The organism is Winogradskyella sp., from assembly GCF_013213975.1.
Lineage (GTDB): Bacteria > Bacteroidota > Bacteroidia > Flavobacteriales > Flavobacteriaceae > Winogradskyella.
The window spans coordinates 1-8,571 of record NZ_JABSST010000100.1; the positions used below are offsets into that span (position 1 = coordinate 1).

The window sequence follows — 8,571 nt, forward strand, 5'->3', positions numbered from 1 at the left end:
ATGGCAAGTCGTTATTTACTGCCAGCCGCTCTTGTTTTAATGACGCTAAGCATTGATTTAAAAGCTGTATTTAATTTAGGATGGAAAGCCCTTGTCATGTTTTTTACTGGAACACTAGGAATCATCATTGGTGGTCCAATTGCCATATTATTGATAGCTCTTGTTTCTCCAGAAACTGTTGGAGGCGTTGGCGCTGATGCCGTTTGGAGAGGACTATCAACCTTGGCAGGAAGCTGGATTGGTGGAGGGGCAAATCAAACGGCTATGTTAGAAATATACGGTTATAATCAAAAGCTTTATGGTGGCATGGTTTTCGTAGATATTGTAGTTGCCAATATTTGGATGGCCATAATATTATTAGGTATTGGAAAAAGGAATAGAATTAATAACTGGTTAAAAGCAGATATTACCGCAATAGAAGAACTCAAAGATAAAGTCACAGAATTCTCAGAAAAGGTAAAGCGAAACCCATCATTAACCGATTTAATGCTAATTGTTGCTATTGCTTTTGGAACAGTGAGTATAGCCCACCTCGGAGCTAATTATTTAGCACCATTCTTTAAAGGCATAGTTGCAGAAATTAAATCTGAAACCACTAAAAATATTTTCACATTCTTAGGCTCTTCTTTTTTCTGGATGATTAGCATCGCTACAATCATTGCCATTTTATTATCCTATACCAAAGCAAAAAATTACGAAGGAGCTGGCGCTAGTAAATTTGGAAGTGTCTTTATTTACATTCTTGTAGCAACGATTGGGATGAAGATGGATCTCACCTTAATTTTTGAAAATCTAGGTTTGATTGCAATTGGAGTTATTTGGATGACCATTCATGCACTATTACTTATTCTCGTTGCTAAGCTTATTAAAGCCCCTTACTTCTTCCTTGCTGTCGGAAGCCAGGCTAATGTTGGTGGTGCAGCATCAGCCCCAATTGTAGCTTCGGCTTTTCACCCTTCTTTAGCAACTGTTGGTGTTTTACTCGCAGTATTTGGATATGCCGTGGGAACAATTGCTGCAATTGGATGCACAATTTTAATGCAATTAGCCGCTGGTGGTTAGCATATTTAAATTCAAAATAAGATATTTGCTGTCTCATAATTAAACGAATCAATGACAAGAATTTTTAAAGTATTTAGCCTTTTCAGTTTTGCACTTCTTTTAGCTTCGTGCGGAAATGATAAAGCCACTAATTTTACACTTAATGGTAAAATAAAAGGCTTAAAGAAAGGAGTTGTATATCTTCAAAAAGATGGTGATTCCACTATCGTTGATTTAGACTCATTAACCATTAATGGCACATCTGAATTTACGCTTAATACGAATATAGAGGAACCGATTCTCCTCTATTTAAAACTATTTAAAAATGATGGTGAAGAACATTACATCCCATTCTTCGCCAATAAAGGGATTACTGAATTAAATACATCATTAAAAAACTTTAATTTTGATGCTAAAATCAAAGGGTCAAGAGAACAGGATTTATTAAATGAATACACCAAGGTGATGTCTCAGTTTAATAATCAAAATCTTGACGTAATAGAAGCCAGTCTTATTGCACAAAAAGACAATGATAGCACTGCGATTGACTCATTAAATAAACGATCAGAGACCTTATTAAAACGTAAATACTCGTATACGATACAGTTTGCACTCAACAATAAAAACAGTATCGTTGCACCATATTTAGCGTTATATGAAATTCCATCTGCTAATCCAAAATATATAGATTCTGTTTATAATGGTTTAGAAGATGAAATTAAACAATCTATATACGGTAAAAAGTTGGCCGATGTCATTGCAAATAGAGCTTCAGAATAACTGAGTAAATAGTATGAATAAAAAAAGCCAATCAAAATTGATTGGCTTTTTTATGCTGATTTTTGTTTTTATTTCAACTTATTAATACGATCAATCAAAGCACGTCCTTTAGTTTCTAAATCTGTATTAATTGATTTAAAATGTGCCTTCTTATCTTCAACACTTCTATCATTAACGCGTCCTATAAGCTCGTCAAAAGAAGCTATTGCTTCATCGATGATGGCCTCACTTTCTTTAGTCGGCTTATCTGAATTTTCTAATTCCCAATAATAAACTGCTTCAATGATATCACCAAAAACATAATTGATATCTTTTTTTAAGTCTCTTTTATTCGCCATAACGGTTCAAATTATTAATTGTACAAAGGTAATGATTCCTTGAAATTATTATTAAGATAGTACGGAAGTTTTAAATATAAACCTCAAGAAGTTTAGCATAGTCGGTTTCTATTATATATTCCTTTACCGCAGCTGGTATTAGCATGGTTTCACCCTTAGAAATCTTCACTGATGTTACAGCTGTTTTAACTGTTACTTCACCGTCAACACACATATAAATCATGAAAGAATCTTTATCATTTTCATTTTGAATGGTTGCATCTAATTCCAAAAAATTAGTAATAAAAAAAGGACAAGTTACCATGTTATTAGCTACGTTTTTAATCTTATCATAACTCACTCTAAAATCGTCCTTCATATCAAACTTAAAGGCGTCAATAGCAATATCATTATGCAGTTCGCGCGCGTTTCCCTGATCATCAATACGATCCCAATCATAAACACGATAAGTAACATCACTGGTTTGCTGAATTTCTGCTAATAAAACCCCAGCGCCTATAGCATGTACACGACCTGCTTCAATAAAATACGTATCGCCTTCTTTAACCTTATCAAAATTCAAAATCTTGGTCAATGTTTTTTCTTTAAGATGTTTCAAATAAGTTTCACAATCCATTATTTGATTAAAACCTACTATTAAATTAGCATCTGTATCTGCTTGCATCACATACCACATTTCTGTTTTACCAAAAGAATTATGTCGTTCTTTTGCTAAAGCATCATCCGGATGTAATTGGATACTCAAATCTTGCTTGGCATCAATAAACTTAATTAGCAATGGAAAATCATTTCCAAATCGCTCATAGTTTTTGTATCCAAGTAAATCAGACTTGTAAGATTCTAATATGCTTTGAAGTGATTTTCCTTTTAAATACCCATTACTAACGATTGAAATATCACCAGGAACTGTACTAACTTCCCAGCTCTCTCCCAATTGTTCAGATTTTGAAGCTTTATTAAATTGCCGACTTAACTTTTCTCCTCCCCAAATTTTATCTTTTAAAATGGGTTGAAATTTTAAAGGGTGTAAATGCGAATTCATAATATTATTCCCCAGAATAAGTCACAAAATTGCGCGGAGTCTCATATAATGTTACTTCTAGATGAAACTTAGCATCAAGTTTTGCTTTAATCTTGTTATAAATTACGACTGCTATATTTTCTGCAGTAGGATTTAGGTTTTGAAATTCTGGGACTTCTACATTCAAATTTTTATGATCAAAAGCATTTTCAACTTCTGACTTTATGATGTCTTTTAAGATTTTAACATCTATAACATAGCCAGTTTCAGGATCTATTTCTCCTGTGACACTTGCTATTAACTCATAATTATGGCCATGAAAGTTTGGATTATTACACAGGCCAAAAATTTCCTCATTCTTCTCGAAACTCCAATCCTTTCTATATAGGCGATGCGCTGCATTAAAGTGCGCTTTTCTGTGTACCGTTACTTTCATAAATCATTTACATTAATAAATTCATAGAATTTTTCGAAGATAATTTTAAACCAAGCGGTGTAGCTATCTGGATGTGTCGCTATATCAACCTTAACGTCCTCTAGTAGCATCCATTTCCAATCTGCAACTTCATCTGGATTAATTTCAGGAACTCCATTGAAGTAACCAATCATAACATGATCAAGCTCATGCTCAGTAAGACCATTATCAAAAGGTGCGTTATAAATAAATGAGGTTTTTTCTTCTAACTCAGCAACAAAACCCATTTCTTCCATTAATCGTCTCTTCCCTGCTTCTACATTAGTTTCACCATTACGCTGATGACTGCAACAGGTGTTGGTCCAAAGACCAGGTGAATGATATTTGTGTAAAGCACGTTGTTGAAGCATTAATTCATTTTTATCATTAAAAATAAATACTGAAAAAGCTCGGTGCAAAACTGCTTTTTCATGGGCTTCCATTTTAGGCATTAAGCCAATTTGGTTATCGTTTTCATCAACTAAGATGACTTGTTCTTCTGTCATAAAACAAAATTAAGGACTAGAAGCTTAAAAATGTTAAAGGATTTCATAAAAAATAGCCACATAAAAGATTAAGTGGCTATTTGATTTCATATTATGTGTTCTCAAATTATTATTTGTCGTCACACGTTTTTCCATTAATACTCGTAATGATAAACTCACTACGTCTATTTAATTGATGTTCTTCTTCGGAACAACTTGAAGTATTCTTTGGTTCACAACCACAATCATTCACCAGCTGTGATTCACCATACCCCTTGGCAGTAAGTCTTCCAGCATCTATACCATTATCAATTAAATATTGACGTGTGGCTTGTGCTCTTTTTTCTGACAATCTTTCATTGTAATCGGCCATGCCTCTACAATCTGTATGGGATTTAATATCTATTGTCATTGTAGGATTCTTATTTAATACCACTAAAACTTTTTGTAATTCTATTTCAGCATCGTATCTAATATTAGACTTATCAAAATCAAAATAAATAATAGGGATATCTAATATTTTAGCTAAATCATCACAAGGTTCGATCTGTTGTTCATCTTTTTCAAGTAACAATTGCAGCTGTAATTCCTGGTTCTTCTTTGGAGTTGTAAATCGTTTCTCATCAGAAGCATATGTTTCTTTCTCTCCTCTAATTAAATACTCCATTTCGCAATCTAAGCTAAATTGAAAAGCTGCATCTTCACCAACGGTTTGTCTTTCTAATTCATTGCCTTCGCCATCAAACAAAATAACGGTTGCATTAGAAATAAGCACATCTGTATTTTTATCTTGAACTGTTCCAAAAACTAATTGTTCGCATTCTGGTACTTCAAAGGTATAAATATCATCACTACCTTTTCCACCTTCTCTATTTGAACTAAAATAAACACGTCTTGTGACAAGATTTTCATAATAGGCAAAATCATCTGCGATACTATTTACTGGCATTCCAACATTCTCAATTGGAAAATTTCTGTTTGATCCAGTTGCCACCTTTTGGTCTAGCTCCTCAGATTTAAACACATCGAAACCTCCAAGTCCGGGAAATCCTGTAGAGGAAAAGAATAAATTGCCACTGGTATCCATAAATGGAAATGATTCTTGACCTTCAGTATTAATAGATGAGCCTAAATTTTCTGGCTGTCCTAAAGTTCCATCGTCATTAACATCAACAACAAAAATATCCGATTGCCCATATGACCCTGGCATATCTGAAGCAAAATAAAGTCTAGTTCCAGTAAGGTTTAAGGCAGGATGCGCTACACTATAATCTTCACTATTAAAATGCACTTTGTGAATTTCATCCCAGCTACCATCTTCACTTAAAGTCGCACGATATAATTGAAGGCGATTAACTCCTGTTTCATCCTCTTTGTACTTTAATCTAAAAAAGTTGTTTCTTGTAAAGAACATGTACTTTCCGTTAGGAGAAAATACTGCGCTTGACTCATGATACTTAGTATTTACTTTTCCTGAAACTTCTTTGACTTCACCAAATCCGTTTTCAGTTTTTTGAACAGAATAGATATCTAAATAAGGTTCTTCATTCCAACGATACTTTCGTCCACCACCACGTGAAGAAGCGAAGACTATTCCGTCTTCATATTCCGTTGTTCCAAAGTCAGATAATTCTGTATTGATCTCTAAATTCTCAATTTCAATATCATCTCTACTTAACTCTTCAATATTGGATTTATAATCTACTTTAGATAAAAATGCTTTTCCTCTTAAATCTTCCGGTTTAAGCTCATTGAATTTCTTCATCCACTTATCCGATCCTTCATAATCACCAAAACCTTTGAGTGCCATGGCATACCTAAAATAATATTCTGGATCAATAACCTCATTCATTGTCGTTAATTCTCCGTACCATTTCGCAGCATTCTCCATATCATTATTAAAATAGTAGGAGTTAGCAAGTTTTTGGAAAAGATCAACCGATTTGTAGCCTTTATTGGCTACTTCGAGAAGGACCTCGCTTGTTTTTACATAAGCAAAATCTCTGTAGTCGTCTTCTACACTTTTAATTTTTCCATCTTGTGCAGATGCAGATAAGGCAATCACACCTGCAATACATACACTTATAAATCTTGTAATTGTTTTCATAGTCTTAATTTTAGAAGAAACGTGGTGATAAAATTCTGCCTAACCGCTTCACTTCAAATCTTAAAGTGATCTCATGAGTTCCACCGTTATAGTTATTCAATCCAGTAGTTGTTAAATCATAGCCATATCCAACAAACATTCCTGGTGTAACCTGAAAGCCTACCAGAGCACTTACAGAATCATCCCATCTCCAAGCTAAGCCTGCTGTTAAATTTTTCTTATACCAGAAATTTGCAGAAACATCGGCAATGAGAGGTGCACCTGAAACACCTTTAATTAAAAAGGCAGGTTTCAACTCTAAGGTTTCACTTAAATTAAATACATAACCACCGATGGCATAAAAATGCATGCGCTCTGTAGCAACAGATTCTTGGAAATCATCGTAATGTTCTGTTTCTAAAAAGTTAGGAACTGCTAATCCAAAATACCACTTTCTGGTATGCATATATAAACCAGCACCAACCATTGGTGAAATTAGGTTCAAATTATTGTTAAAAACAACATCTGGATCTTGGAAACGTCCTTTACTCCAATCGGTATCTAGCATATGTAAACCTCCTTTTACTCCAAATGATAATTTTAAATCATTTGCATTTAAAGGAATCGTATATGAAAAATTAGCATCAACAAAGGTCTCCCTTGCTGGACCTAACGCATCACTGACAATATTTAATCCTAAACCAATACGCTCATTACGTAAAGGGGAATGAATACTGAAAGACTGTGTTTGTGGCGCACCATCAATTCCAACCCATTGAGACCTATGCAATCCTACTACACTAAGAGTTTCTCTTTGTCCAGCATATGCAGGATTAACACTCAGTGTATTATACATGTAATGCGTGTACTGCGGATCTTGCTGAGCATTTACATCTGTAGTTAATAGTGTAGTAAACACTATTAAAATTAAACTTGCTTTTGATAATATACGTATCATCTTTTCTGTCTTTTTATATAGTTGTTTACTTATCTATTTATATATAACCATCCTACTCTAGGCTCCGAACCGTCACCAAGATCAAGCACATAATAGTACGTACCTACAGGTAACTTATCAGATTGATTAATTACTGCTCTACCGTTAGAACTTCCATCCCAATCATTGAGATATCCTTTTTCAGAGTAAACGATGTTACCCCATCTATTGTAAACTTCTAACTTATTATTTGGGAAGCGTTCTAAACAATCTATTACGAATGTCTCATTAATGCCATCACCATTTGGAGAAAACTCATTATATATTGTTAGACAAATTGGATCTACTATAGCTGTTCCTTCATCATTAATTGGATCGATATCAATTCCACCATCTGCATTATCCACAAAAGCTGTATTTGCATAATCTCCTATTCCTAAAACTTCTACTGTTATTTCTAATATTTCAACTTGATCTGGATTAAGTTGACCTACAATCCATTCTCCATCAAATTCAGAATATGTACCACTTGTTGTTAGTGCTGAAATAAATACATAACCGCTTGGTATTTGTTCATTGATTACAACGTTAGTAGCAGTTACATTTCCAATATTTGCAACCTCTATCGTAAAAATCACTTCATCTCCCACAACAGGTGTAAGTTCGTTAACTACTTTTGTTACTTCAATATCGAATATTGAATTAACAGCTGTTACCGTCGGATCATCAGGATCACCGTCACCATTGGCATCATTATTACTTGTATTATTCGGATCATCACTCGTGTCTGTTATATCATCAGCTGGATTACCAATATCACCACTAGGTCCCTCTGAACTTACAGTTGCAGAATTAGTTACAAACCCAGTATCTAAGTCTAACTGCGTAATAACATAAGTAGCGGTAAATGTTGTACTATCAATTTCTCCTGGAAGTAGTTGTGCAATAGGACCTCCTACTAATATTAGTCCTGGTAGCGCATCTTGTATTTCTATATTTGATAACGTAACGTTTCCTGTATTTTCTACAATGAAAACATAAGATATTTCATCACCCAAACTTCCTTCAATTCCGTCGCCATTAGTATCTTCTAAATCTAAAGTCGTCTTAATAAGACTGATCATTGGAATTTGAATTATTTCAGTTTCAGTAGGGTCATTATCTCCCGTTGGATCATTAGGATCATCACTATCATCAGTTATTCCGCCACCTAATGGTGCAGTTGCATTGGCAGTAGCTTGATTAGTCACCATACCAGCATCTATATCAGCCTGAGTTAAAGCATATGTTGCTGTAAACACCATAGGATTTTGAGGAAGAACGGCAAGATCATCTATCTGAGAGTCCCCATCTGCGTCACTTCCACCACTTTGATATACTGGAACCGGTAATATTCCTGTTTCTGTAAAATCAGTGGCATCTTCGATGA

At 34.3% G+C, this 8,571-nt stretch carries 9 protein-coding genes; 2 read left to right on the forward strand and 7 right to left on the reverse strand.

Annotated elements, in window-relative coordinates; genetic code table 11:
- A partial coding sequence (locus HRU49_RS13060) for a DUF819 family protein (protein ID WP_296357876.1) occupies positions 1 to 1,062 on the forward strand: 1,062 nt, incomplete at its 5' end.
- Positions 1,063 to 1,113: 51 nt separating this feature from the next.
- Complete coding sequence (locus HRU49_RS13065; protein ID WP_296357878.1) at positions 1,114 to 1,821, forward strand: DUF4369 domain-containing protein; 708 nt, start codon at positions 1,114 to 1,116, stop codon at positions 1,819 to 1,821.
- A gap of 68 nt (positions 1,822 to 1,889) precedes the next feature.
- On the opposite strand, the gene HRU49_RS13070 is transcribed toward HRU49_RS13065, so the two are convergent.
- From HRU49_RS13070 to HRU49_RS13100, 7 genes are all read right to left on the reverse strand, one after another.
- A complete protein-coding gene (locus HRU49_RS13070; protein WP_296357880.1) occupies positions 1,890 to 2,159 on the reverse strand; it encodes a hypothetical protein in 270 nt (89 codons plus the stop codon).
- 70 nt (positions 2,160 to 2,229) lie between these two features.
- Positions 2,230 to 3,201, reverse strand: a complete 972-nt coding sequence (locus HRU49_RS13075) for a type I phosphomannose isomerase catalytic subunit (protein ID WP_296357881.1) — start codon at positions 3,199 to 3,201, stop codon at positions 2,230 to 2,232.
- A gap of 4 nt (positions 3,202 to 3,205) precedes the next feature.
- Entirely contained in the window at positions 3,206 to 3,616 is a 411-nt protein-coding gene (locus HRU49_RS13080) for a 6-carboxytetrahydropterin synthase (RefSeq protein WP_296357884.1), read from the reverse strand.
- Positions 3,613 to 4,140, reverse strand: coding sequence for an isopentenyl-diphosphate Delta-isomerase (gene idi, locus HRU49_RS13085; protein ID WP_296357886.1), 528 nt, complete (start codon positions 4,138 to 4,140; stop codon positions 3,613 to 3,615). Before idi ends, HRU49_RS13080 begins: the two co-directional genes overlap by 4 nt.
- A 109-nt stretch (positions 4,141 to 4,249) precedes the next feature.
- Positions 4,250 to 6,226, reverse strand: coding sequence for an OmpA family protein (locus HRU49_RS13090; protein ID WP_296357888.1), 1,977 nt, complete (start codon positions 6,224 to 6,226; stop codon positions 4,250 to 4,252).
- A 10-nt stretch (positions 6,227 to 6,236) separates the two neighbouring features.
- Entirely contained in the window at positions 6,237 to 7,163 is a 927-nt protein-coding gene (locus HRU49_RS13095) for a type IX secretion system membrane protein PorP/SprF (RefSeq protein ID WP_296357890.1), read from the reverse strand.
- A 29-nt stretch (positions 7,164 to 7,192) separates the two neighbouring features.
- Positions 7,193 to 8,571 (reverse strand): gliding motility-associated C-terminal domain-containing protein (locus tag HRU49_RS13100; RefSeq protein ID WP_296357892.1); only part of this gene is annotated, 1,379 nt, incomplete at its 5' end.

Bases quoted from the DNA above. Each gene is read 5' to 3' on its own strand.
- HRU49_RS13075 (WP_296357881.1), bottom strand. From the start codon at position 3,201: ATGAATTCGCATTTACACCCTTTAAAATTTCAACCCATTTTAAAAGAT.
- HRU49_RS13080 (WP_296357884.1), bottom strand. From the start codon at position 3,616: ATGAAAGTAACGGTACACAGAAAAGCGCACTTTAATGCAGCGCATCGC.
- HRU49_RS13070 (WP_296357880.1), bottom strand. From the start codon at position 2,159: ATGGCGAATAAAAGAGACTTAAAAAAAGATATCAATTATGTTTTTGGT.
- HRU49_RS13090 (WP_296357888.1), bottom strand. From the start codon at position 6,226: ATGAAAACAATTACAAGATTTATAAGTGTATGTATTGCAGGTGTGATT.
- HRU49_RS13065 (WP_296357878.1), top strand. From the start codon at position 1,114: ATGACAAGAATTTTTAAAGTATTTAGCCTTTTCAGTTTTGCACTTCTT.
- HRU49_RS13095 (WP_296357890.1), bottom strand. From the start codon at position 7,163: ATGATACGTATATTATCAAAAGCAAGTTTAATTTTAATAGTGTTTACT.
- idi (WP_296357886.1), bottom strand. From the start codon at position 4,140: ATGACAGAAGAACAAGTCATCTTAGTTGATGAAAACGATAACCAAATT.